The sequence below is a fragment of the Stieleria sedimenti genome (assembly GCF_025060895.1).
In the GTDB taxonomy this organism is placed as follows: Bacteria; Planctomycetota; Planctomycetia; order Pirellulales; family Pirellulaceae; genus Stieleria; species Stieleria sedimenti.
The window spans coordinates 1-25,534 of sequence record NZ_JANZKV010000270.1 but is presented as its reverse complement, the minus strand read 5'-3'; the positions used below and the strand labels follow the sequence as shown (position 1 = coordinate 25,534).

Sequence of the window (25,534 nt, the reverse complement as noted above, 5' to 3'; positions counted from 1 at the left end):
GGGCTGGCCCCGACAAGGAATCACGAAACTTTATCGGTGACGCGACGAATATTCCAGGTAGACCCCAAATTCCGTGATCCGTTTTACAACCCAGTCTGCCCATGTGTCTGCAGCCCATCGAACTCGAGCCTGCCCCCGGCCCCGTCACCCAGCGTGTTGCTCAGTGGATCGAGGCGGGGCGTCGGGTCGGCAAGTCCGTCGATTGCTTTGACTACATCCCCAGCAGCGCTGAACTGCTGCATGCCTACTTGCGTGTCATTCCGGGAAAGCGTTACTGCGAGTGGGGCAGCGGGCCGGGGATCGGCACCGGCATCGCTGCGATGTTGGGTTTCCAGGCGACGGGTATCGAAATCAACCCCGAGTTGGCACAGCGTTCGCTCGAACTGTACCGACAGTTTGATTTGTCGGCCGAGACGATCAATGCCAGCTATCACGATGTCGTGGTGCCGACCGACGTCGTGTTTGTCTATTGTTGGCCCGGGCAAGCGGTCGCAGTCCGCGAGCGATTCGTTTCGGTGATGCCGCCGGGGACGTGGTTGTTGATGGCCGAGGGTGCCGAACGCTTTTCGGCATTCTTGCGAGGTTACGAAGACGGGTAATCGATTCACATCAAGCGGTGCCGTAGAATCTAAAGCAGATCGACACCGAAATCCCTGATGACGTGCTTTCCAGCGGCAAGTCTGTGGCGGCACGCATCGAAATCCTAGCGACAGCACGATGGCAAAAGCCAATCAACGAGCCGGATGGCGCAAATCGAACACACGCGTGGTCGCCGCAACGACGACGGAATTCGGTCACCGCGGGCGTGAAAGCCGCAAACTGTTGTTTCGCGTCAGCATGTTGTCCACGTTGGGCGTGCTGTTGTTGGCGCTGCTCGTTTATATGTTACGTCGTTCGCCCGACCGCGATGTCCCGATGATTGTTTCGGTGGTCTCGCAATCGGGCGCGCGGGCGAACAATTCCGCCTTGTTCACCGCGCCGAATCCTTTTGCGCTCGAAGACGTCGAATTGTTGTGGGCTTGGTTCGGCGGCGGCGTCAACGATCCGTCTGAAAACGTCGTCGTCGTCGGCAATCCGAACGATGCGTCGGGCGTGATGGGCCATGAAACGAACCGATTGATCAAAGCGATCACCAAGCCGTTGGCCAACGTCCAGCCGGGCGGCCCGGGCGGGGACATGATCGCGATCTACCTGAGCGCCCACGGGTTCGTCGACAAGGGGACGCCGTATCTGGCCGTCGGCGATAGTCGCGCCGATAACGAAGACACCTGGATCCGCTTCCAGGACTTGTTCGACGAAATCGTCCGCACCTTGGATGAGCGTGGCAACGCATCCAACGACGTCAAGACGGTGATTTTCATCGATGCGGCGCGAGTCGGCCCGCAATGGGACTGGGGCCAGTTTTCGGAATCGTTTTCCGAGGCCTGTCAGCGTGTGACCAACAACACGTCGGACCGGATCGCCGTCGTGCTGTCGGCCAGCCCCGGGCAACGCAGCTGGTGGGATCCACGCAACGGACATGGACTGTTTACCAAAGCCCTTGTCGAAGCGCTGACCGGAAAAGGCGACCTGGATCAAGACCAGATGGTCACGGTGGGCGAGATCGCGGAGTATCTCAAACGCCAGGTCAATGAAGACGCCAAGGCGACTTGGGATGCCACGCAGACTCCGATGATCGTCGGTCAACAGGCGGCGGATTGGAATTTCATCAGCCAGCCGGGACCGCAACCCGCTCCGTCACTGCCGATCGTCGACCACGCTCAGCTCCGCAGCGAGTTTGCCGAAGTCGACAAGCTGTGGCAGCGTCACAACCGATTGACCCGCATGACGCACCCGCCGTTGGCGTTCAACCCCTTGGGCTGGGCGACGCTGGAAAAGAAACTGGCCCGCTTGGATGCCTTGCTGCTGGCGGGAAAAGGGTACCGAGACCGGTTTGCCACGATCCGTTCGGGCTGCGAAAGTGATTTGGCGCAGTTCGAACTTGGTCCCGACACGATGCCCGACACGAGTTCGCTGCCGGAGCTGGCGCTGCGTGATTATTTTCGCGGTGCCGGTCACGAACTGGTTGACTTGAACGAGGACGAGCGGGTGGCGTTTCGCGAGATGGTCAGCAATTGGCGAAAAAAACCAGACGTCGCCGCTGCCGTACAAGTGCCGATGAATGAGGCGCAAGCGATCCGGTTTCTGCTGTCGTGGATCGAGGAAAAAAAGTATGACGCAGAATCACTCAGGCTGGCGTCCGAGTTGCTCGAGCGCGCCAATCTGGTGACCGGCGCGCAACCCGCGTCGTTGATCGAATCACAACTGACGCGGCTCTGCTCATCGCCCGACCTGGCGCACGTGGAACCGCAGACCGTTGCGACGTTGTTTGAATCCCAAAATCTCAGCCGTCAAACCCTATGCAGCGACGATCTTCGGGCATCGTTTTGGATTCGAAAACGCTTCCATGACCTGCAACAGCAACGACTGGCGTGCGTCGACCGAATGTTGTCCCGCAATGGTGGCGAACAGGGCATCGGCCGCAGTCGTTGGCGCGAAGTCGGCGGCGGGTTCGAGTCGCTTGCACAGTCGGCATCGGAGATCTCGCAAGCCTACAAGCTGCGCGACCAGATGCTGCACTCCATCCCACGCATCGCGGAGACGTTGATGAGTGACATGGAGGCGTTCGACTATCAAGAGCAGTTTCCCGATAGCCAAACACGTGCGATCGTCGGACGCGCGATCGATAGCCTTGGCGCACTCGTTTCCAGTTTGCAGCTACCGCAGGACGACGACAACCAACCCATCGCGGCGCGGGAGCCACAGATTCAGGCGGCTCGTTTGAAGGCGCAAAAGGCGTTCGACGCGCTGACCGATCGGATCATCGATCGGTTGAATCTGGCGACCAAAGAAAAAGCCGGTGATGCCAAGGGTTTGCGTCAAAATTTCGCGCTGCTGGCCGGTTCCGGCACCGACAGGGCGGAATTGCGGCAGCGTGTTCACACGCGGTTGTGTGATTTGATTGCCGATGTCAGCGCCGGGGTCGGAACCGTCAAAAGCAATCAACCGGGTCGGGAGGCTACTGAGACGGCGACGACGACGCTGGAGTTGATGGCGATCGGCCGCAAGCACGTTTGGGATCATTGGTTGAGCGTGACCGGCGACCCGGCGCTGCTTGGCGCCACGCCCCCGCCGGCCGACGGCGACGCTCCGGCACCGAATTTGGTCGAGTTGTTTCAAGCCACCGGTGTCAGTTTCCGGAAACAGGTCGCCGAACTCGCCGGGGGACGCTTGGGTGAGCGAACGATGGCCGATGACGTGATTCAAGATCCGGTCCAACGCTCCGAAGAGAAGGCGTCCCTGGAGACCACCCGTCGCAAAATCGAAGGCTGGGACACGTATCTGCGCGCCCGGACGATCCTGTTCACGTACGCTCCTCCGGAAGTCGAAAAGATCGGCAAGGGACGTTTCGCCATCGACCAGCAATTGTTCCTGTTCGACCATGCCTCGCGGACAATGGATGAATTTTGGTGTGGTGCACGCGAGGGCGATCAGCCGTTCTTCGTCGATGCCGCCAATCGGTTGCTTCAATCACGCAACCAGAATCCGCTGTTTCCGACGATCAAACTGAACTTGGACGGAGTGGACTTGAGTGCCCGCTTGGCTGCGGCCGGCGCGGCGGCCGTCGCGAAGCAATCCTTGCAGCCCCAACCCGCGGAAGACTTTCGCGTGGGCACCTTGTTGAAATTTGTGCTCGGAAAAGAGGTTCGGTTTGTGCTCGATCGGCCGGCGTCGATTCCGGTCGGGTACGCGTCGCTCTGGTCCAGGCTGGGCGATCAGTCCAAGACCGTGTTGTTGGAGCCGCCCGCGGGGGCATCCGCGGAGCCGTCTGGCGTGGCGGCCATTGCGGTTCCGATGTCTGTCCCGGCGGATACCGCGGAAGATGAAGCATCGATCGTCACCGGCATGTTTTTTCGCGGCATGCGACGCACCGGACGCATCGCATTCAAGACGCTGACCGGCGGAACGCGGATGGTGTTTCGGCTACCCAACTATGCCGAGCCGGCGGCCCGTGTCGTTCGCCGCCAGAAAGAACCCGAGCGGCTGTTGCTGGTGATGGATTGCTCGCGTTCGATGGGCATCGGAACCAATGCCGGGTTACCGCGTTTGGAGGTGGCCAAGACCGCCGTCACCGGATTCCTGAACGGACTGACGCCGGATGTGGAAGTCGGGTTGATCGTTTTCGGCGATCAATTCGGTTTCAAAGAGACGGTGATCAATCCGTTGACCGGCAAGCCGAGTCGAGACGGCAAGACGAAAATCTGGCCGGTCGAGGTCAACGGGCAGTATAAATTTCGGGTCGAGCAACTGGTTCAGGGACAAGTCATTGACGCCGGTCATGTCGCCGGAAACGAAGAGATCGCCAGCAACCCGAACTTTGACGTTCGCGTCGCCGCACCGATCAAGACGCTCGACGCCGGCCAAGTCCGTGATCTGAGGAACAAGATCTCCAACCTCGGTGCGATCGGCACCACACCAACCTATCGGGCAATCGTCGAAGCCTACAAACAACTCGAACGCCGCCGCGGCCACATCATCGTGCTGACCGATGGGTTGCCCGCGACGGTGCACACCGAAGGTACCAACGTCGACGACTTGAGTGACCAGGCACAGGCCCTGTACGCCAAGAATAAGAAGACGATCAAATTGACCTTCGTCCGTTACCTGATCAGCGCCAAAAAACTCGAGGACGAATTCCGGGGGGCAAAGTTCCTTGATGCGGCCGACGGCAAGGCACTGTTGCGGCACTTGCAAACCATCCGTGCCAAACCGGAAGTTTATTGGCAGCGGAATCGTGAAGAAGCGAGCGCCAAAGCCGACTTCGATTCGATCGTCTCCATTTCGCAATGGCCTCCGAGCGGTGTCGCGACCCCAACCGGTCATCCGGTCTTGCCGGCGGAGAATTATTCCATCCGGGCGACGCTGCCCGATGACAGCGAACCGGTCGACGAATCGACCGACGTTCGCGTCGAGGGCGGCGAGCAGTTCGAGTTGATTTTGGCGGACAAGCAGTTGTCGCACCAACCCTTTGATTTCCAGTTCAGCCCGTTCAGCAAGATCGCGACGGAGTTAACCGATTCCAGTCGTTTCCAAGTTCGCGCCGGCGCGATGAGCCGACGGGTCGACCGCCAGTTGACGATGCAGCTGGCGATTGAAAGTGCCAGTGGTGATCAGGGGAATGGGAAATTCACGCCGCGGCCGTCAGATATCTGGGTCGAACTGACGGGGATTGACAGTCGTGCGGCAAGCGGCGGACGCCAAGAGACGTACTCCTTCAGTCTGCCCGAGTTTCTGGAGCGTCAACCGATTCCGATTCTGCTCTGCCGCATCGATGATTTTGATGCACGGTATGACCAGGTCGCCGTCAAAGCGTGGTTGCGGTTTGGCGATCAGCGTCTGGCCGGCACCCCGATTCCGATGGATCGGCCGAATCTGATCACGCTGGACGACTTGCCCGGCGTCTCGTTTCGAACCCAACGGGAACCCAATTCCGGAGGTGGGATTCGCGTCACGGTCACCGAGCAATACACCGACGAGCGTGAACCGAACAGCATTCGAGTCCTTCCCTCGCCGCTTCCCGACGAGGCCTCGACGGTCGTCTATCGAGACAAACGGGTCGTCACACGCACCTTTGACTTTGTCGACGCCGAAGCATCGGTGTCGCTCAGTGCGATCGCCGCCAGTGAGATTCAGAAACAGAGCACGCTGGCGGCCAAGGGGGCCGTTCCGATCGACTTCGATAGCCGTTAGTAATCGACTTCGATACCGAAGTACGGCGTGATGCCGGGTGACAGCACGACGGTTTGCCCGTACGGGGACTGCGGCAGCTGTTGGGCGGGAAGCCGCAAGTTCAGGTGTTCGTAGTAATTGTTGTCAAACAAGTTTTCGACACCCATGGTGATGTTCACGTTGTTCGTCGGGCGGATGTAGCCGCGAAGGTAGCTGGTCGTGAACCCCGGTGTTGCCGACTCCAACGTCACCACACCGGTCGCCGGAGGCACGGTTCGAAGTGTCGCCAATCGGTCCTGATTGTCGACCATTCGCAGGCCCCATTCGACACCCCATGCATTTTCCGGTCGGGTATCGATCAGCCGCAGACCTAAACGTCCCTCCAGCGGGTTGATGCCCGAGAGCGGTTGGTCGATCTCGCGGTCGCGTCCGTCCAGGTAGGCGAGCGTTCCAAACACTTGCCAGCCGTCGACCAGATCGGCTTCGCAGTAGTACTCGAAACCAGTCAGCGTCGCGTATTCGGTGTTGATCGCACGCAGCAATTGAGCGCCCGTTGGGTCGCTGACCTCGTTGGCCTGGTAGGTGACGTAGTCGACAATCCAGCTGTGGAAACCGCTCAGGCGGGCACGCAGATAGTCGTACTCCATGTTGACACGTGCATCGACTTGCCAGTTGCGTTCCTTGCTCAGCGTCGGGTCGCCGATGATGCGGCTGAAACCGTTTTGGATGATCGCCAAGAACAGACCGTCGCTGTAGCGCTGTTCCAGGTTCGGCAGCCGTTCGGCATAGCCGAAACCGATGCGAGCCTTCCATGCCGGTGCGAGATCGATGTCGTTGGTGATAAAGAACGCACTCAGCACATCGGAGACGTCAAGGTCACTGTTGATCTGTCCCGTTCCCAAGTCCCTGAAATTCGATCGTCCCAGATCGACATCGCGGGGATCCGCTTCGGTCTGGGCAAACGAGACGCGTGCCCCGACGGCCGTTTTCAAGAACGGTTTGGGTTTGAAGGAATACTCGGTGTAGAGCCCGGGTTCAAACAGTTCGGCAGCGGGCAGCCCGGTGTTGAAACCGAGCAAGGGGTTGCCGCTCTGGTCATTGAAGTCGGACAGGTCGAAGGATTCGTCAATCTCTTGGCGAACGTATCGCAGGTCAAATCCGGCACCCAGCGTCGTGTCGCGGTTGATCTCTTGTGTCACGCCCGCTCGCATCCCGGCGCTGATCAGGTCACCATTGACGGTCCCGAAAAACTCCTGGCCGGGAGCCGCGATGACCGGAGTCGTCGGGGGGCCCGTGTTGTGGACGCCGACCGCCGCCAGGGCGTCGTCGACTCGTTGCAACACCGGGAAATCGGCACGGCGTTTACTGCTGTTGCTCGTGTCGCCGTTGAACTCGGTGTAGTTCACCCAACTGTCGACACGATAGGCGAACCCGGCGCGGTCGTCCCGGTGAATCAAACTGTGCGTCAGCCCGTCGCTTTTCAAGTCGTCAACGTCGAAGAACTGGCCGGCGTATTCGGTGTTGTCCTGATCAATGTGCGTGTAGCGAAGCTCGCTGCGGGTCTGGTCGTCGATGTCGTAACCGATTCCGGTGAACAGGTTGAAGGCATCGTAGCTGGACGGAACCAACAGCCCGTCGCCGGCTGCGTAATCGCTACCCTTTCGATAACCGACATTGGCGAAGTAGCCCAAGCTTTCTCCACCACCGAACAAGGTCATCGTGTTGTAGGTCTGGCCGCCATTGGTGCGAACATTGGTGCCCAAGCGGATGTGGTTTTCCCAGCCGCAGTTGTATCGTGGTGCGGGAATCGTATCGACGTTGAGGAACGAGAACCCGCTGCCGTAGCGCACCGTGTAGGGGCCGCTGTAGACCTGAACATTTCCGATCAACGATTGGTCGATCTTGGAAAACACACCGTCCAAGTCGCTGCGAACGGGAAACTGGTAGGATCCGTCATGCGCGGTGTAGATCTGGCCGTTGTAGAAACCGCGGATCCGTGGGTCGAAACCCACCTGGCTGCGCTGCCGTGCGCGAACCGTCTGGGTCGTCGAGTTGTTGACCAGGGTTTCACCCATGTCGGGCGTGGCGGTCAAATTAAAGGTCTGTGCGGTCACGATGTCGACGGCCGGTGCCGCGCTCAGTCCAACCTCGCTGGTACCCTGAACCTGTTCCAGGTCCTCGATAAAGCTGGCCGAATCGACCAACGACGAGGTGTCCGTGCTCAGTGCAGGCCGGCTGATCAGGCTCCAGTCGCCGAAACCGAAGTCTTCGGAGAGTTCGCCGGTGTCGAACGATTCCAGTCCCCCCGAGGGGCCGGCGTCGATGGGCTGAATTCCCTGTTGTCCGACGGTCGCGCTGGGGCTGCCGAAGAGGTCTTCCTCTTGGAATTGAGCCGGCATCACGCCGGTGCCCACCAGCCGCTCCAGGTCTTCGGCGATGCGAAGGAGTCGGAATTCGGGTTCGCCGGCTGCAGGTGCGCTGGCTGCAGGCTCGCCGGCTGCAGGTTTACTGACCGAAGGCTCGTTGAGCTCCGGATCGTCGGCCATCACAGCGGGCATGGAGATCAACACCACGATCGCCAGCGGTAGCAGGCTTCCTTGCCTTGTTCGAAACATTGCTTTCCCTGTCAACTATCAGTTTAGGTGGGAGACCGATCGACCCTGACGTTTCATCCGTGAACCGTCCGCGCAACCCGTTATCAGGGGTAGATCGACGGCCACCCCCGAATGCCTAAAGCAAATGTTGGGTAAAGATTCGAAACTACCCAGGGCTCCTATTTTGACAGTTGGTCAGTTGGGCGGATTCTTCAGGTCGTTGACCATTTTGATTGCATCGTCGACGATCGCTTCATAGCGTTGGTTGCCGGCCTTTTGGAAATTGATTTTCAGGAAGTCGAGGCAGCGGATGACTTGCCCGTGTTTCCCGTCGGCCAGTGCTCGACTCGCGTTGCGTTGGCTTTGCTGGATTTTCAAGGCGTCTTGGCCTGCGATTTCGTTGACCCAGTAATTGAGCGAATAGAGCACCGTCAGGCACAAATTGTTGGTGATGTAGTCCTGGTCTTCGACATAAGCTGGTGGCTTGGGGATCGTGTCGGAGACCGCGGCGAGATCACAGGCGAATCGGAAGACGGCATCGGCATCGCGGTTGCGTGCGGCGGTGTCGCCCTGCAGAAAGACCTGGGACAGTTGCCGGTAGCTGCCGCCTTGATCGCGATCGAGTCGCGCGTCGAGCTCTCGGGGACCGATCGACAGCACATCGGGTGTGCTGGCGGTTTTGCGTGCGACGGTGGGAATCAGTTCTGTCAGTTGTTCGCGGACACAACGCGTCGCGATTTTGGCCAATTCATACGTGGCATCATCGTCCTCGCGGAGCGTCGATCGTTTCTCGCTGCGATCGAGAATCCTCAGCGGAACGGTGAACAGTTCCTTGTCAGGGCAATTTCGGAAGAACGCGATGTCCGACAGCAGCCCCATTCGCATGATCACGTCGACGATGTCCCCGCGCCCGTCCAAGATCCGCAAGCACTCGATCGCTTCGGACAGGCGACTGCTTTTGGCCATCACCCAGGCACATTTGCGAGCCAGATCGCTACGAATACTCAGATGCACCAGATCGTCGCCGACCAGCGGGACGGCGGCGAGGGACGATTGCAGGGCGTCGTTGTGGTTGCCACGTTCCCATTCAACATTGATTTTCCAAACGTACCATTCGGCGGCCTTGTTCGCTTCGACGTCGTTCAGATTGGCGACGTCCGGGGGCCGCGCACCGAGCGATTTGGAAGCATCGGCCAACGCGTTGTCTTTGGCATTGTCCTGCAACGTCAGCGCCCAACGGTATTCACAACGCCCCAGCGAGAATCGTGTCTTCAGATCCTGGTCGTTCTTCTTCTTGGCCTCGGTGAAGGCGGCGATGGCGAGCCGGAAATGTTCCTCGCGCTGCTTGACGGTTTCTTGGTCGTCAGCGATGGAGCAGTAGTGGGCGATGTCTTCGCAAACATTTCCCTTGGTGATGTAGGCAGAGACGATCGGACAGTGAACGTCGTCGCCCCATTGCTCGTCATACAACTCTAACGCCCGGTCGGCTCGTTTTAACGAGGGCTGCAGAAGCCGCAACTTGTCTGGAATTGATTTTTGCAGAAACGCCAAGCGGACTCCCAGGTCGGCGCTCTTGGCGAAGACTTCATAGAGCAGGCGTCGTTGGTAGGGTTGATCCGCGTCGACCTGCGTGGGGGTCTGACCGAGTACGGATTCGGCGGCGTCGTAGGCTTGGCGGAGAAAGCCCCCACGTTCCTCACGTGTCGCGCTGGCGTTTGCCAATCGTTCAAAGCCTTCGCTGCGGAGAAATTGGATGACATCGTCGGCCTTGCCCGATCGCGACAGCGTTTCGGTCAAGGTTAGCAATTGGTTTCCATCGCAACTGCGGATATCGACCGCAGCCATGGCAACCTCGATCAGGTATTGACGTGTTTCGATGTCGGCCAACGTTGCGTCCTGGGCCGCGATGGCAGAAATCGCGACCTGTTGACGACGAAACAGGTCGTGATCCTGAAATTCCGACCGCGTCATCGGATCCGTGTAGGCGACCGCGGCAAGTTGACAGAGTTTGGTGACCTCCTCTTTCGGCCACTGGAATTCGGGTTTGAATCCCGACGGCAGCAACTGGTTTTCGTTGAATCGCAACGCTCGGTCGACGACATCGGTGATCGTCGGCAGCACCACCCTGCGAATCAACACTCCTTTGGGATTCGATTGCAGGGTCCGCGGGCCGAAACGATCTCGACCGAACCGCTCCAGCAGGGCGCGGGTGGGGCGAATGAGCAGACGGAGGGCAACCTCGCTTTTTGCGTTCGAGTTCCCCGTCTGTTCCCATTGCTCCAGGCCGATGCGATGCACCGCTCTGAGCAATTGTGTCGACAGCTCCGCTGTCGTTTCGGGACTGTTCAAGCGGTCGTTGATCAGCCGCGGGATGACGATCGCGGACGCGCCGGCGGCGCCGCTCGCCACCGATTGAAGAAACAGCTCGTTTTCCAGCACCGTGGGGAAACCCTGTTCGCTCGATCGCACCAGGGTCTCGGCGAGGTCCAAGTACGAACGGCTGCGACGGACGTCGGAGGCATTTGCGGATCCTTCGGAATAACGCAGTGACGTGATCTCATCGTCGGCAATTCCCGAAGTCGCGATGGCTTGGCGGACGAACATCTCGGTTCCCTTGTACAGCCGCGTCGGCCCAAGGGATTCGATCGATTCCCGTGCCGTCGTGGCCAATTGCTCGCCAAGTGGACCGAGGTCACGGTTCTGCAGACAGGCGGCACAGGCCAACAAATAGTTGGCGTAACCGCTGGAGATCTGCTGCAAGTATCCGGGGCCGGAGGACGTGAGCACTTGGCTGGCCGCTGCAACGACCGCCTGGTCGGCCGAGGGGGCCGCGATTTGTTGCTCCATTCGGATCGCGGCGGCCAACACGGCGGACTGCGGCGAGCCATCGAGAAGACTCAACCATCCATCGAGATCCAATTCGGCTCGGCCGGCAGGATCGGAAATCGATTCGGGGCTTTCACGAAGCAGGGAAATCGCCGCGGCCGACAAAAACGGTTCCGGCACCTGCGTGTCAAGTTCTCGCTCAATCCAGCGGGCGGAACTGACTTGCGTGTAGAAGCGCGTTGCCGTTGGATCGGGATTGTCGAGGATGCGTTGGCCGATCGCACGCATGAAGCTGGCCAACAAAGGCTGGGCTCGCATCTCACGCAACTCGATGGGCGAAATGTCGGCACCGTTGATCGACGTCAGCGTCCGCTCCAGCGCCTGGTCGTCGGAGCGATGTTCCGCCATCGCACCGACGACAGCCAAGACCGCTTTCTGTTCGCTGTTGATCGAAGTCGCAAGACGCAGTTCTGCGAGCAGACGATCTACCTCGCTCCAGCCAGATTGTTGGACCGCGGTCCGCAGTTCGGCGAATTGCTTTTCGGTTCTCAGGTCTGGAAATCCATCCAGCACGCGCTGCTTGGTTTGCTGGCTGATCGTCGCATCGGTTGCGACGGTTTCGGTGACGGCGGGTTCGACCGCCACGGTGAACGTCTCGCGGATTTCAGACCAACGTTGCGAGTACAACGGGTAGGGACCGAATTGACGAACCACCGATTCCGCACGGATCAGATCACTGAGTCGCGACTCCTCCAGCCAAGCCTCGGCCGTCCAGGTCTTGATCTCTTGTGTCGGCATGGTCGCCAGCACCGGCAGCAGCGATGCGAGCGTCAAATCGATCGACTGCTGCGAAAAATCACCGGGCCGCTCATCGAGCGACGTTCGCAGCGCTTGCAGATGCTGCGGCAGCGCCTGGCGAAGTGTTTGCAATCGATCGGGCAACGGCCGCGTGCCGAGCAACAGGTCGAGCCGGATTGCGGCGGCGTGATAGAGCGAGAGGTATTCGGCGCAGGCGTTGCTGAGCCTCTCGTCGTCGGACGTTTGCCAACGTTGTAATCCCAGCCAGATCGGCGACTCGGGTTTCTCGGGTTCGATCACGAGTTCGTCCAAACAACTCGTCAACGAATTGATTTCCTTTTGTGCGATCGCCATACCCGGGCGTTCTTCGTACTGCTTCAACGCCGCGTGGATCTTGTTGATCAGGCGGGCCGCCGCATCAGCGAATAACGCATCAGCCTTCTCTTTCAATTCGCCGTCGGATTGCGCGCCAATTTCCGCCGACCGGCTCATCACCTCGGTCAGCGTGACGTGAGATTCCTCCAGCAACAACGGGTCGGTGCGTTCATAGCTTGCCCTGACTTCTTGCAGGTCTTTCGCCACTTCGATTGCGCTGCGACGGAAGACGGAATCGAAACTTTCCGGATGGGCGACACTCCAGATACCGATTCCGACTCCCACAGCCACTAACAACACGGCGACCGCGGTGATGATTCGACCGATCGTGATGCCGCCGCTTTTTTCGACACCCGATGCGACTGCCATCGCGTTGATGAATTCGGTGCACGATCCGTATCGCTCGCTGGGCACGCGGCGGAGTGCTTTTTGCAACACCTTGCGTTCCGGCGGAGAGAGCGCTTCGAGATTGAGCTTTCCCGTCGACTTGGCCACCAGCATGCTGGCATGGGTGGTGATGTCAAAGGGCAGCAGACCGGTCCGTAACTCGTAATAGGTCACCGCCAGCGAATATTGATCGACTTGCCGACTGTACCCCTCGTTGTGCAGCACCTCCGGCGGTGCATAGGCCGGTGTCGCAAAGGCCTGTTGCGTTTGACGCATGTCGCCTTCCATCTGTTTGGCAAGCCCGAAGTCACACACTTGGGCTTCACCACCGACCAGTAAGATATTCTGGGGCTTGATGTCACAATGATAGATCTGGTGCTCTTGATTGAGCAGATCGATCGCGCTGGCCGACGCGCGGAGATAACGAATCGTTTCGGCAGCGTCCAATCCATATGGCGTGTCATGGGCGTCAGGGGAAAGGCCGGCTTCCTGACGCACGAATTTCAGCCGATCGTAAAGGGTGCAATCACCGAGCCCCATGACGACGATCAATTGCTCGGCAGTGACCTTCGGTTTGGCAGGCTGTCCCTGGGAGGCATGATCCGCCGCGCCCGATCGGCCGGCACCTGGGCCGGCCGCAGAAAAGGGCATCCCGGCCCCGATCGCCATCGTGCCGCCCATTTCAGCAACGTTGCCGCTGTCGGCCGCCGAGGCGGGCGACCCGGCGGCGGGACTCGGAGGCATGCCGACTCCGGCCGCACTGATCGAATCAAAGGTCAGGTCCTCGGTTTCACCGTCGGCCAAAACGCGCCCGTCGGCATCTTTTGTCCAAAACCCAAACAGGGGGCACAGGTTCGGATGGTGCACATCCCGAATCGTCTTGAGCGCCTTGAGCTCCTTGCGACCGCCCAAATCCTTCAAGTTCCGGACCACCTTCAAAGCAACCTTGATGCCGCCGGCGGCCTGAGCCTGCCACACATCCCCTGCCATTCCGCTGCCGAGGGGGGCGATCAAGGTGTAACCCGGAACAACTTCCATACCGGGATGGAATTCGACGGGAGGGGCATTGCTCATTAGAGGGCATGGCTCATTGGAGGGGGGCATGTCCGGCGGGTGGATCGAATCGGGGGGCCAACCCTGTGATACCAGCTTAACGTGTGCTTTCAAGCGTTGTTTTGCGTCCCCCAACCTGACAATTGATTTTAAGCGTTTGCAGGGATTTAGCAGCTGAGAAAGGAGAGAAACCAGGCAAGTTGGTCCTTTTGTGACTGTTGGCTTGTTTTTCGCAGCTGGGTGACTTTACTCGGGGGTGAGAGCATCGGTGATCCTAGGGGCCGGATTTCCAGTCAACGCGCCGAACTCTCGATCCGAATCCGTCGACAAACATCAAAGTCAGCCCGCTTTCGAGTGGTCGACATTATTTCACCTCTAAGTCTTCAGGTCATCCAGGTTCTGTCATGCCGCGAAACTGGCCACACCGTCTGCTCGGCTCGATTTCCAAACGCCAGCCCCGAAAGAACGCCCGCAAGCGGACCCAGCGGCGCCGAGTTTTGGTCGAATCCCTCGAGAATCGCCGTCTTCTCGCTGTCATCACGTCGTCCGACACCGCGACGGTCGATGAGAACCAAGTGTTCGCGATCGATGTCAATTCCACCGACGATATCGATTCCGAAGGCAGCGGTTTGACGTATTCGCTCGGTGGCGGTGCGGATCAGAACCTGTTCAACATCGACCCCGGCTCGGGCGTGTTGCAATTCAATACTGCCCCCGATTTCGAACTGCCCGCCGACGACGGCCAGGACAACGTCTATGACGTCACCGTGGTGGTCACCGACAGCGACTCGAACTCCGACTCACAACCGCTTCAAATCACCGTCGCCGGCGTGAACGAAGCCCCCGTGGCCGCCGCGGGTGGCCCGTACTCGATCGACGCGGGCTTGACGATCACCGTCGATGCCAGCGGATCGACCGATGTCGATGCCGGCGACACGCTGACCTACAACTGGGACCTCGACCAGGACAGCGTCACTGATTTCACGACCACCGACGCCATCGCCACCATTCCGTGGCTGACCGTGATCAACCATATCGGCGTCGGCTCCCACACCATCGATTTGACCGTCACCGATAGCGGCGGACTGAGTTCGACCGCTCAGGCAACCGTTGACATCAGTGACCTGTTCATCTTCCCCGCGGTCTCGGATAACGTCGCCGACCAATACACGATCGAAATCTCGGGCGCTGATCTCGAGGTCAATGATTCCAACAACGGCACGCTGCTGAGCCGGGTCCCGATTGCGACCATCACCAACATCGCCGTTCAAGGAAGCTCGGATCAGGACACCCTGACGATCGACTACTCCGGCGGCGTGATCGTGACGCCCATCTCCTTCAACGGCGCCGACCCGTTGAACGATCCCAACAACCCTGGGATCCCCGGCGACGCGCTGCGGCTGGTCAACGGAAACACGCTGTCGGTCGAGCACCAGTTTGCCGCGCCGATCAATGACCAGATGGGTGGCACGATTTCGATCCAGTTCAACGCCTTCGATTCGGGGACCATTCAGTACACGGGGCTCGAACCGATCGTCGACAATTTGAGTGCCGTGGATCGCGTGTTTACCTTCACCGGTGGCAGCGAAACGATCACGCTTTCTGATGATCCGGTCGCGGCCGACAACGTCAATCGGATCGATTCGACGTTGGGAGAATTGGTCGACTTCTTGAACCCCACGAACTCGCTGACCATCAACGCGGGAACCGGGGACGACCTGATTGATGTTCTCGATTTGGACACGCTGACCGTGTTCCCCACCCTGACGGTCAACGGTGACGACGCCAATGACACGATCAACATCGCCAGCGTCCCGGCCACGCTGACGGCCAATCTAAACGGTGGCGTCGGCAACGACATCTTCAACATCGGTTTGACGTCATTGGACGGCGTTCTCGGTGCCGTCGTCGTTGGCGGTGACGCGAACGATGCCGCACCGACAACGGGCGACAGCGTCACGGCAAAGACCATCACCGTCGACCTGACACTCCCGACCGGTGACCAACTGAATGTCTCGGATAGTTCCAGTGTGACGGTGGAAACGTACACGTTGACCGATTCCACCTTGGTCTCCACCGGTTTGACCGGCAGCCTGACCTACGCCGGTGTCGAATCGGTGTCACTTGAAACGGGCAGCGACAATGACATCGTCGCGATCAGCAGCACCATCGCTGCAGGCTCGACATCGGTGAATACCGGTGGCGGTGACGATACCGTGACGATCGCCAGCACCGGGGCGGGCGGCATTCTCTCTGTCAACACCCTGGGCGACGCAGATTCCGTTTCCATCACTAACACCGGCGCCGGCAGTGTCACGCGGGTCGCCACCGGCGATCAGGACGATGATGTCGTCGTGACGTCGACCGGTGCGGCAAGCGGATTGATCGTCGAAACCGAAGCCGGTGACGACGTCGTCACGTTGATCAACACCGGTGCCGATTCCGCAACCGTCATCGACACCGACTTGGGCTCCGACGTCATCAACGTGCGCGGCACGGCCGCCGGCAGCGCCACCGACATCTTTGCCGGCACCGGACTGGACACCATCAACATCTCCTCCGACGCTGCTGGAACACGAAGCGCTGATCGCAATGTGATGCGGGGCAATCCGGCCGGCGTGCTGGATGGAATCTTGGGTGACATCTGCGTCTACGGCGAAGATCCCGGTGTCGTTGCTCCGGGAATCAGCGAGAGCGTGACCGCCAAAGGCATCACGGTCACCCAAAGCTATGAGCTGGGCGATGAGCTGAACATCAGCGACGAAGGCAACCTGGTCGGACAAACTTACACCCTGGACGCGACCACGTTGACTCGCGCCGGGCTGACCGGTGGCGTGACCTATGACACGATCGAAACGTTGAATCTGGAAACCGGCTCGGCGGCCGACGACGTCACGATCACCACTACTGTCGATCGGACACGGACAACGGTCAATACGTACGCCGGCGCGGACACGATCACGGTCACCACGACGGGGCTCGAAAGTGTTCTGCTGATCGATTCGGGCATCGACAACGACACCGTCAACATTCTCAACACGGGAACCACGGGAACACCCGGCGTTGTCGATGCCAGCGTCACGCTGGTCACCACCGGCGACGGCGACGACGACGTGACGGTTACGAGCACCGGCTCCGAAAGCGGGCTGGCAATCGACACCCTGGGCGGTGACGATGTCGTGACGTTGATCAACACCGGCGGACTGTCGGCGACCAACATCGATACCGACACAGGCTCGGATGTGATCAACGTGCGAGGCACAGGCGCGGGCAGCGCCACCGACATCTTCGCCGGTGCGGGCGTCGATACGATCAACATCTCCTCCGACGCCGCCGGCACGCGCAGTGCCGATCGCGCCGTGATGCGAGGCAATCCGGCCGGCGTGCTGGACGGCATCTTGGGTGACATCTGCGTCTACGGCGAAGATCCAGGGATCGCAGCGCCGGGGATCAGCGAGAGCGTGACGGCCAAAGCGATCACGGTCACACAAAGCTATGAACTCGGCGATGAGCTGAACATCAGCGACGAAGGCAACCTGGTCGGACAAACTTACACCCTCGACGCGACAACGTTGACTCGCGCGGGTCTGAGCGGTGGCGTGACCTATGACACGATCGAGACGTTGAATCTGGAAACCGGCTCGGCGGCCGACGACGTCACGATCACCACCACTGTCGATCGGACACGGGCGACGGTCAATACGTACGCCGGTGCGGACACGATCACGGTCACCACGACGGGGCTCGAAAGTGTGCTGCTGATCGATTCGGGCATCGACAACGACATCGTCAACATTCTCAACACGGGAACCACGGGAACACCGGGCATTGTCGATGCCAGCGTCACGCTGGTCACCACCGGCGACGGCGACGACGACGTGACGGTTACGAGCACCGGCGCCGAAAGCGGGCTGGCAATCGACACCCTGGGCGGTGACGATGTCGTGACCGTGATCAACACCGGCGGACTTTCGGCCACCGACATCAACACCGGCGCAGACTCGGACGTCATCAACGTCCGTGCCACTGCCTCCGGCAGCGCCACCGACATCTTTGCCGGAACCGGGCTGGACACCATCAACATCTCCTCCGACGCCGCCGGAACACGCAGTGCGGACCGCGCGGTGATGCGAGGCAATCCCGCCGGCGTGCTGGACGATATTAGGGGTGCCATCTGCGTCTATGGCGAAGATCCCGGTGTGGTCAGCCCTGGAGTCACCGAAATGGTGACCGCCAAAACGATCATGGTCGAGCAAAGTTATGATCTGGGTGACGAGCTGAACATCAGCAACGAAGGAAGCGTCGCAGCCGATACCTACACACTCGATGCAACGACGTTGACATCGACCGCCTTGGCCGTTCCGCTGGTTTACGACACGATTGAAACGCTGAACCTGGAAACCGGCTCCGCGGCCGACAACGTCACGATCACCACGACCGGAGACCGGACGCGGACGACGGTCAGCACCTATGCCGGTGCGGACTCGATCGATGTCATCACGACGGGGCTGGAAAGCGTTCTGCTAATCGATTCGGGGATCGACAGCGACACCGTCAACATTCTCAACACGGGAACCACGGGCACACCGGGTGTTGTCGATGCCAGCGTCACGCGGGTGAACACCGATGATGGTGATGACATCGTGACGGTCACCACCATTGGTGCCGAGAGCGGATTGGCGATCGATGCCGGCAGCGGGAACGATACGGTGACACTGCTTGGCACCGGGACTACTTCGGCGACCGCAATCTCGCTCGGTGCGGGCGACGACATCACCAACATCCGCTCGACAGCGATCGGCAGCGCGGTGGATGTCAGCGGCGGTGACAACAATGACACCTTCAATATCACCTCCACCGCCGATGGCTCCACCGGTACACCGAACGGGAACTTGAACGGCAATTTGGATGGGATTTTGGGCGACATCTGCATCTTCGGCGAAGCCCATGACGCAACACCGACCAGTGCGTCGGTGACGGGCCGGCAAACGATCGGATCGGACGTGACCCGAACCGCCACCGTCGACGCGGGGGACACGCTGAACGTCTCCGACCAACTCTCCGTGGCGGCACACAGCTACACGGTCACGGCGACTTCGGTCGAGCGAACCGGCGGTGGCAATGTCGCTTACGAGACGACCGAGACGTTGAACCTGCGAACGACTCAGGGTGACGCCACGGTCGCAGTTGACTCGACGGCCGACGCCACGACATTCAATCTGACCAGCTATGCCGGCGCCGACACGGTGACGATCACATCGACCGGGGCGGGTTCGATCAGCCAAATCGCGACCGGCGACAGTGCCGATGTCGTGAGCGTCGTATCGACCGGCGGCTTGAGCGTCGCTCCGCCCAACGGCCCAAGCGTCACGGTGATCGATACCGAAGCGGGGGCCGATGCCGTTTCTATCGCGTCGCTCGGTGACCAGGCCGGGTTGCAAGTCAACTCGGGAGCCGACATTGACAGCGTCGATTTGCTGTTCGAAACCGCCCCGCCGACGCGCACCGGATCCGCGGTCGTGAACGTCGCGGCCGGCGACGGCGACGACACGCTGAATGTTAACGAAGTCTTTTTGAACACGATCGTTGACTTGAACGGAGACGCCGGCGACGACACGATCAACCTCAACGCATCCGGTGCCGACACGGCCGGGTACCTGGGGCGAATCAACAATGACCCGCTGGGAAGCGACGCGGTCGCAGCGACCCGCCAATTGTTCCTCGACGGCGGAGTCAACTCCGCGGGCATCAACTCGGTGACCCAAGGCGTGACCAACGCCGGTGGATTCCCGGTCGAAGGCAGCGTACCCGGCATCGCCACCGGCGACCGAGTCAACCTGCTCGCCGGCAGTGCCACCGAGCCCCTGGACTTGCGGTACGTCATCACGGCGGCCTCGCAAGGCGTCTTGGCGACCACGACTCCCGGCACGCCCCGGGCCACGACGGGCAACGAAGTGTTCGAAACGCTGGGGATCGAGTCGATCGATATTGTCTCCGGTACGCAAGATGACATCTTGACCGTCACCAGTGATCTCCCGATCGACATCACCGCGACCGCGCAGCTGTTGACCTTCGACGGCGGCAACGGAACCGACAAGTTCGAAGTCATCGGCGGCAACGATGCGGACTTGATCACCGTCGGGCCATCCGGTGACGCACAGCTTGAACCGTTCGGAATCGCCGACGTCGAATTGGTCCGGATCGACGGAAACGGCGGCGATGACCAGATCTCAACGCAAACACCCACACTGGGAACGCTCAACGGTGGGGACGGCAGCGATACGCTTTATGGCGGATTCAATCAAGACTTGCTGACCGGCGGTCCGGGTGTCGATTTCCTGTTCGGCGGCTCCGGAAACGATGTGCTGATCAGTGACCAGGACTTCGGCAGCGCCACGCCGTTCATCACCGACGGCGAGGTGCTCAACGGGGGCAGCGAAGACAATCTCAATCCCGGGGACGTCTGCGTTCAGCTCGGTGTCGATAACATGATCAGCTGCGAGGCGTTTGAAGACGGCGGAGCCATCAAGGATGTACTGACTTGGCTCCGCGGGGTGATCTTGCCCTCCGGCTCGGTCAACCTTGCCGACCCCAACAATCCGTTCCTGTTGCCCTTTGCTCCCGTCCGACCCAATCCGGTCCCGTTGCTGGCGGTGACCGAACTCAGCCAGATCCCGTCGTTAGTCGCCAACACCAACAATTCCCAGCCGAAAACGCGGCACCAGGATTTTGATCCGGCCGACGTCAACCAAGACGGTTTGGTTTCCGCCCGAGACGCATTGATCATCATCAATCACGTCGCTCGGATGCAAGCCAGTGGCGCGTCCGGCGAGCAGACGTTGAACGCAGCCGATCGCAGCAAGGACGTCAACGGAAATGGAGCCATCGAACCATCCGATGCCCTGATGGTGATCAACGAACTGGCCAAGAACAGCGACACCGGTGGCGAAGGAGAGTCGAGTGCGGCGTCCGGCTGGATCCCCGCCGTTGACAGCGTCTTTGGCGACACCGACGATGAAGAGCGTTTCCTGGATGATCTGTTGTTGGGAATCGGCAAGCTGTGATCAATCGCAACAATGTTGCCAAAAGTCAACATTGTTGATTTGACTCCCCCCACGATCGACCTAGGTTTACTTCGAATCCGCACAATCCGGCGTATCCGGGTGCGGCAATGAAACCACAAAATCGAAGACTCGGGGGAGTTCAACCGAAATGTTAGCCGCAAAATTCTGGGGCGGACTGGTCGCCGCAACCGCCTTACTGGTCGGAACCGCAAACGCCTGTGACGATTGTGCCAAATGCAAGGGGACCGGCGTCTGCACCAAAACGGTCCAGGTGCCCTGCACCGTGATGAAGACCGTCACGCAAACCTGCTACCGCGAAGAACAACGCGTCGAAACCGTGCTGGTTCCGAAGACGATCACGGTCGAGAAACAAGTTCCCTACGAATACAACGCGTTGGTGTGCGTCGACAAAGTCGACGAGCAGGTCATCGAAGTCAAAACGCCCAAATTCCGTTGGGTCGATCAAGAATACACGATCATGGTCCCCGGCAAGGACACCGTCACGAAGATTCGCAAGCGAACCGAGTGCGTGCCCGTGACCGAAACCAAGACCTGCATCGAAGACCAGGGACATTGGGAAGTGCAAATGGTAGCGACCGATTCTTGCGGCGGATGCAAGTGCACCGAAAAGAAAGTCTGGTGCCCCAACCCGGTCGAAGTCACCAAAGAAGTCACGGTGATGAAGGAAGTCTGTGTCGAAGAACCTTACACCTGCGAAGTCTGCATCTCCGTGCCGATCAAGAAAACGCGCAAGGTGAAGGAGTACTTCACGAAGACGGAAACCAAGACCATCAAGCATCCCTACAAGACGATGGAATACCGCAAGAAGACCAAAATGGTCACCGCTTGCGTGCCGGAAACCGTCAACGTCGAAGAGACCCGCACCTGCACCGTCAAGGTTCCCTACACGGTTGAAAAACAGGTCCCCTGCACCGTGATGAAGACGGTTGAGCAAACCTGTGCATGCAGCTGCGGTTGCGGAGCCTGAGGCCTACGTCTCACCGGCTCGCAGTACGACGGACAAGCCGAACACGTCACGGAACAGACCGGCTTGTTGTTTCATCGCGATCTGTTCCAACGAGACGTCCCGGACGCCCGGGACGTGGATCATCAAGCGTTTTCCATCGGTCTGGCATTCGATCTCGCGAATGCGACTGGTCCGCGTGTCATCGAGTGCCGTTGCCAGCCGCAGGATCGACGCCAATTTGTTGACGATCACCCGCGTCTCGCGGTCCAACGCCATGTAATCGGTGTGCGACGGTTGCGGTGGAGCCCGGCGATAGTATCTTGCGATCAGCCCGACCTGCAACAACTCGCTCCTGGAGAGTCCGAACAGTTCGCTGTACTTGATGATGTACAGGGAGTGCTTGTGGTGGCTGCGGACATTGATCTGCATGCCGATCTCGTGCAGGAGCGCCGCGACGTGGAGGATCACTTCATGGCGGTTATCCAACAAATGTTCCGATCGGAGCTGGTCGAACAGTTTTCTTGCCAACTCAGCGACGCTGCGGGCATGCATCTCGTCGAAATGGAATCGCCGTCCGAGTGACAGCGCCGAACGCACGATCTGGTTGCGAAACTCGGCCGTCCAGCTTCCGCCGACCGCGATGTCTTTGAGCAGTCCTTCGCGCAGGTTCGTGTCGCTGACGTAGACGTGTTCCAGCCGGAACTGTTTGGCCAACATCGCATAGGCCAGCAACGCCGGCCCCAACGTCTCGGCTTCGATGAATGAGGCATCGAATCGTTTGACGATTTCATCATCACCCATCTTCAGCACGGTGTCGGTCAATTCGGTCAGCGACTTGGTCGGCATGACCGCCAGTTCACCGGGTTGCCAGTCGTCGACGATTAAACGTGTTGCCAATCGGATGTCGCCGCCGACGGCCACCAAATTCAACTGCGAATCGCCGCGAACAAAATCGTTCAACTGGTTCAACGTCCGATTGATGTGATTTTCCAACAGGGCGCGGCGGCGATCGGCTCCGGCGCGGGCCAGATCGATCGCCTGCAACATCCTTAGCGATCCGAGTCGAAACGAATTGCTGGCCAGCACGTTGCCGCTCCGCACGATCAGGACTTCTGTGCTGCCGCCACCGACTTCCAACACCATCGCTTTGCCGTTGGAAAGCTCGGCGTTGGCCAGCAACTGGGGCGTGATGCCCATGTAGGTGATTCGATTGACTTCCGCTTCGTCGATCGGTTCGACGTGCAGCCCGGTAGCGGTGTAGACGCGATCGGCGAAGGCGAGTCGGTTGGATGCTTCGCGGACGGCGCTGGTCCCCACCACGCGGATGTCCGACGTTCCTTCGATGCCGTATTCGCGCAGAACACGTTGGTATTGGGACAGCACGGAAACGACACGTTCGGTGCTTTTGCGTGACAAGCGTCGCGTCTCAAACGCTTCCTTGCCCAACTGCACCGGCTGCACCAACTGGTCCAGCATCCGGACCTTGGCGCCGGCGTGGATCTCCGCGACCGCCATTCGCATCGCGGTGGCGCCAATGTCGATGACGGCGACGACCCGCTGGATCGTCGAAGCCGCCGGCTCGAATTGTCCCATGTCAGCTTCTTTGGCAGGCGAACTAGACATTGAAATCTTCATCCTCGTCATCGTCGTCTCGATCCGGGTGCATCGGATCGTCGGGATCAAAGAACAGATCGGCCAATCCGAGTGGAACGGCGTCGCCGCCCAAGGTTCGACTCTTCCGCTGCGACAATTGCTCCAGGTCGAACGCTTCATCGCCCAGGCAACTCTGCAGCGCCTCCTGCCAAGCGGCATCGCGGCTGACCGGGTGATCGGGATTTTGCGAGATGCGTTTCAGGGCGTAACGAAGCAAATTGATTCCGTCACGCGGCGAGAATTCCAGTTTCAATTGATGCGATCGCTGAAGAAACTCGACCGTCATGGCCAACATTTCAGCTTCGGCAAAGGGCAGGTGGTATTGCAGGATCGCCATTTCGTCCTGCTTGTTCGGGAACCCGACCGGCAACGTGGGTTGCAACCGGCTCATGATGTAATCGGGAATCTCGAACGTCGACTCGTCCTGGTTCATCGTCACCGCGGCGCGAAATTCGCTGTGCGCGTCGATCGTGATTCCCGCGACGATGGATTCGACGTAGCGCCGATTGTCGAACAATGGTGCCAGCGACGCCCAGGACTTTTCATTCATCCGGTTGCCCTCGTCCAGGACACAGACGCCGCCACACACCATCGCGGTGACCAACGGGGAGGCGTGATAGGCGATCTCGCCGTTCTGGCTGAGCACCGGGGTGACCAACAGATCTTCGGGGCGTGTGTCGGCGGTGCACTGATAGATGTACAGCGGCCGGCCTTGTGCTTTGGCCGCTGCGATCGCCAGTTGGGTCTTGCCCACGCCCGGTGCCCCGACCAATCGCGGCGTGAGCGGCAAATCGGCTTCGTCGAGTGAAATCCAGCACGCCAACAGTTGCTGCAAGATTTCCGCTTGGCCGATCCAGCGGCCGGGATCGACGTAAGGCTTGGCCAGTTTTAATCGAACACCGTCGATTTCGACGTGCGTCGATCGCATCGCATCGTTCTCGTCGGGGTTCGTCATCGCGTCGTTCGTAGGGCTCATCTGTGTTGTTGGTGCCGTGCCAAGTTGGCCGTGAGGAATCGTACTCATTCGTCCGTGTCGGCGTAGGCGGAGGCGGGTTTCGCCAGACCGCCCGATCGGACCCGTTGTTCTTCGTCGCGAACGGCCGACACAATCGCATGGATGTATTGATGGATTGAATGATCGGTAAAGTGATCGATTTTCCACCGCCGAAGCCCGCGGAGAAATCCGTGCCACTTGTCACGACGTTTGGAGACACGCCCGAGTTTGCGGATGCGGCCATTTCGATCAAAGTAGACTTCGCTTCCGCTGTGTCGGTAACCCAAAAACGAAGGCGGCACACGCGTGACGATGTCGTTGTTGTGGACGAAGCGGTAGTGTTCCAGTTTAACGTAGTTGATGTAACGCTTGTTACCCACCCGTGGGCTCCCGAACGTAAACAGCTCGACCGGGTTGCTGGGGATGTGTGACAGATGACAGCGACCGGCACAAATGGTCGCCATTGCCCCGCCGAGCGAATGCCCACAGAAGTAGAGCGAGTGCTCGTTGTCCAACAGCGCCGTTTCAATCATCGGCCAAAGATCGTCCACTTCGGTCTTGAATCCGCGGTGCACGCGTCCGATCGTTTCGGCAACCACGCTCGCCGCGTTGGCATCGGCTCGGATGTCGTTCCAGTCGTTCGGTTCGGTGCCCCGGCACCCGATCACGCAGTCGTGCTCGTTGCGAAAGCGATACGCTTGGGATCCATCCCGATCGAAGAAGGTCACGTCGTCAAACCCGGCGATCGCCGCAGCCGCCCGCGCCTCGGCTTCGTCGTTGTACGAAATCATCGACAATTCCGCGAACAACAACGATCGACGAAGAAAACTCAATTCCGCGATCGGTCCTTTGACCGCAGAACGGATGACCAACGGGACTTCGCCCGGGTCCTGCACCTTGTCGATCGCTTCGACGGATTTGGCGACGTTTTCAAGCACCCTGTCTTCAAGCATCCTGCACCTCGCTGCCAGAGATGGCGATGTGGACGAAATCGGCCTACAGCCTAGGGTCCAATACCGCTAAGTTAAGCTTTTCGGGGAGGCCCGGACGCTGG

The 25,534-nt window shown here is 59.8% G+C and carries 9 protein-coding genes; 4 read left to right on the top strand and 5 right to left on the bottom strand.

The window, feature by feature from the left end; all coding sequences use genetic code 11:
* The first annotated feature begins 101 nt into the window (after positions 1 to 101).
* The gene (locus NZK35_RS29225; protein ID WP_259636068.1) at positions 102 to 599 is read left to right on the top strand and encodes a methyltransferase domain-containing protein; all 498 of its coding nucleotides are present in this window, start codon (positions 102 to 104) and stop codon (positions 597 to 599) included.
* Positions 600 to 717: 118 nt separating this feature from the next.
* Positions 718 to 5,790: a caspase family protein gene (locus tag NZK35_RS29220; protein WP_259636067.1), complete on the top strand. Its 5,073-nt coding sequence runs from the start codon at positions 718 to 720 to the stop codon at positions 5,788 to 5,790.
* Here NZK35_RS29220 and NZK35_RS29215 read toward each other — a convergent pair.
* Together NZK35_RS29215 and NZK35_RS29210 are read right to left on the bottom strand one after the other, a co-directional pair.
* The gene (locus tag NZK35_RS29215) at positions 5,787 to 8,384 is read right to left on the bottom strand and encodes a TonB-dependent receptor (RefSeq protein WP_259636066.1); all 2,598 of its coding nucleotides are present in this window, start codon (positions 8,382 to 8,384) and stop codon (positions 5,787 to 5,789) included. The two genes, NZK35_RS29220 and NZK35_RS29215, sit on opposite strands and share 4 nt — an antisense overlap.
* A gap of 174 nt (positions 8,385 to 8,558) precedes the next feature.
* A complete protein-coding gene (locus NZK35_RS29210) occupies positions 8,559 to 13,823 on the bottom strand; it encodes a protein kinase domain-containing protein (RefSeq protein WP_259636065.1) in 5,265 nt (1,754 codons plus the stop codon).
* 383 nt (positions 13,824 to 14,206) lie between these two features.
* Between NZK35_RS29210 and NZK35_RS29205 the strand changes: the two genes are divergently transcribed.
* Together NZK35_RS29205 and NZK35_RS29200 are read left to right on the top strand one after the other, a co-directional pair.
* Positions 14,207 to 20,866: a dockerin type I domain-containing protein gene (locus NZK35_RS29205; protein ID WP_259636064.1), complete on the top strand. Its 6,660-nt coding sequence runs from the start codon at positions 14,207 to 14,209 to the stop codon at positions 20,864 to 20,866.
* Between the two features lie 148 nt (positions 20,867 to 21,014).
* Complete coding sequence (locus NZK35_RS29200) at positions 21,015 to 21,854, top strand: hypothetical protein (protein ID WP_259636063.1); 840 nt, start codon at positions 21,015 to 21,017, stop codon at positions 21,852 to 21,854.
* Between the two features lie 3 nt (positions 21,855 to 21,857).
* Here the strand turns inward: NZK35_RS29200 and NZK35_RS29195 are convergent, their stop codons facing one another.
* The 3 genes from NZK35_RS29195 to NZK35_RS29185 form a co-directional block, all read right to left on the bottom strand.
* Positions 21,858 to 23,456 (bottom strand): Ppx/GppA phosphatase family protein, encoded by a 1,599-nt coding sequence (locus tag NZK35_RS29195; protein ID WP_259636062.1) that lies wholly within the window; start codon positions 23,454 to 23,456, stop codon positions 21,858 to 21,860.
* Positions 23,449 to 24,441 carry an AAA family ATPase gene (locus NZK35_RS29190; RefSeq protein WP_259636061.1) on the bottom strand — a complete coding sequence of 331 codons (993 nt, stop codon included), beginning with the start codon at positions 24,439 to 24,441 and terminating at the stop codon, positions 23,449 to 23,451. Before NZK35_RS29190 ends, NZK35_RS29195 begins: the two co-directional genes overlap by 8 nt.
* A gap of 65 nt (positions 24,442 to 24,506) precedes the next feature.
* The gene (locus NZK35_RS29185) at positions 24,507 to 25,433 is read right to left on the bottom strand and encodes a lipase family protein (protein ID WP_259636060.1); all 927 of its coding nucleotides are present in this window, start codon (positions 25,431 to 25,433) and stop codon (positions 24,507 to 24,509) included.
* Positions 25,434 to 25,534 lie beyond the last annotated feature (101 nt).

Excerpts from the sequence above, each read along its gene's own strand:
- NZK35_RS29225 (WP_259636068.1), top strand. The coding sequence starts at position 102 with ATGTGTCTGCAGCCCATCGAACTCGAGCCTGCCCCCGGCCCCGTCACC.
- NZK35_RS29220 (WP_259636067.1), top strand. The coding sequence starts at position 718 with ATGGCAAAAGCCAATCAACGAGCCGGATGGCGCAAATCGAACACACGC.
- NZK35_RS29215 (WP_259636066.1), bottom strand. The coding sequence starts at position 8,384 with ATGTTTCGAACAAGGCAAGGAAGCCTGCTACCGCTGGCGATCGTGGTG.
- NZK35_RS29210 (WP_259636065.1), bottom strand. The coding sequence starts at position 13,823 with ATGAGCAATGCCCCTCCCGTCGAATTCCATCCCGGTATGGAAGTTGTT.
- NZK35_RS29205 (WP_259636064.1), top strand. The coding sequence starts at position 14,207 with ATGCCGCGAAACTGGCCACACCGTCTGCTCGGCTCGATTTCCAAACGC.
- NZK35_RS29200 (WP_259636063.1), top strand. The coding sequence starts at position 21,015 with ATGTTAGCCGCAAAATTCTGGGGCGGACTGGTCGCCGCAACCGCCTTA.
- NZK35_RS29195 (WP_259636062.1), bottom strand. The coding sequence starts at position 23,456 with ATGTCTAGTTCGCCTGCCAAAGAAGCTGACATGGGACAATTCGAGCCG.
- NZK35_RS29190 (WP_259636061.1), bottom strand. The coding sequence starts at position 24,441 with ATGACGAACCCCGACGAGAACGATGCGATGCGATCGACGCACGTCGAA.
- NZK35_RS29185 (WP_259636060.1), bottom strand. The coding sequence starts at position 25,433 with ATGCTTGAAGACAGGGTGCTTGAAAACGTCGCCAAATCCGTCGAAGCG.